The following is a 1,134-nucleotide window of genomic DNA, read 5'->3' on the forward strand; positions in this document are numbered from 1 at the left end:
CCTCATTTCTCGCTGCCGTCCAGATCAGATGCATCGCTCTCTGGGCTAAAATCTTGTGACGACACTATCTAAGCTGTTCCAGTCAAGAGCATTGGTAATGCCTAAGCGCCGTACATGACGGTTGTAAACACCTTTTCCATATTCAATTTTTTCGCGGTATGCAATTTCGAATAACCGTATTTGCTGCTGGTGTGTAATTTCACCTACGAACGGACCATACACTTTTACGAATTGACCTGCTTCTCGGTTTTTAATCCCGGCAGCTTTTGCACACAGTTGGGCTTTATATTCTTCAATGCCCGCCTGCCTGAGGGTCGCCAGGATCTCGCCCGCACTACGATTACCCCTATCGTATCCTCTGCCCAGAGTTACACCTGAGCCGACGACGGGTGGCCAGTGCAGTATTCTGGAAAAAAATGGATAGGGATTCTTCCTGAATGGCATCACTGCGGTGATATAGTCTGTGCCTTCAGCATCAAACGTTATCTGCCCAATGCTTACCCGAAGAGGGCCACTGATATTTTTGGGCCGCCAGTGGGGTGCGGTTGCCTCTTCCAGCGCCTGCATAAATCAGGTATCAGTCGCATTTATCAGTCCTGATGGTGATAAATTCAGCAATCGCTGATACCAGCGTATTGCCTCAACGGTATCAAGATTACAACGCCCATCAGGTTGAATATGTCTGCCTGTAGCTACAGAGTATCCGGCATCGGCAAGCTGCTGCTGGACAATTTTAACTTCTTTCGGATCGTTCGTTCCGCAATCGCCTACTGAAGAAGTCAGCCTGAATACCCTGGGGGCATGTTGCTGGCTGTGTCTCGTTTGACTCTCCTTTTTCACGACAACATTCTGACCTATGCATAATACTTTTTAATCTTGCACAATGCATTGTACTTGGCTTTTTCACTGAAATCCCGCAGTAGAAATTTTGAATATTGGGGGGCTGATTGCTTAATACTCCCCATTTTGCTTTTCAGTAAGCAACAATCCATATTACTAGTGTTCAGTCTGAAGTACCGTTTCAGGATCCTGAAAGATAAGTTGGCAAGGAGCTTAATGAACCGCCCCGGGAATCCTGGAGACTAAACTCTTTGAGAGAGAGGTAAACAGGATGACTAAAAACACACGTTTTTC

At 46.5% G+C, this 1,134-nt stretch carries 2 protein-coding genes; both read right to left on the bottom strand.

Annotation, left to right across the window (positions count from 1 at the left end):
• Nucleotides 1-45: 45 nt before the first annotated feature.
• Nucleotides 46-567 carry a DUF8812 domain-containing protein gene (locus tag ACSZPU_RS25825; protein ID WP_499004466.1) on the bottom strand — a complete coding sequence of 174 codons (522 nt, stop codon included), beginning with the start codon at nt 565-567 and terminating at the stop codon, nt 46-48.
• A gap of 3 nt (nt 568-570) precedes the next feature.
• Nucleotides 571-840, bottom strand: a complete 270-nt coding sequence (locus ACSZPU_RS25830) for a peptidoglycan-binding domain-containing protein (RefSeq protein ID WP_499004468.1) — start codon at nt 838-840, stop codon at nt 571-573.
• Nucleotides 841-1,134 lie beyond the last annotated feature (294 nt).

Origin of the sequence: Phytobacter sp. V69, assembly GCF_965644215.1 — a bacterium.
Taxonomy (GTDB): domain Bacteria; phylum Pseudomonadota; class Gammaproteobacteria; order Enterobacterales; family Enterobacteriaceae; genus Phytobacter.

What these genes read in the sequence shown, in the direction of transcription:
- ACSZPU_RS25825 (WP_499004466.1), bottom strand. Translation starts at nt 567, where the DNA reads ATGCAGGCGCTGGAAGAGGCAACCGCACCCCACTGGCGGCCCAAAAAT.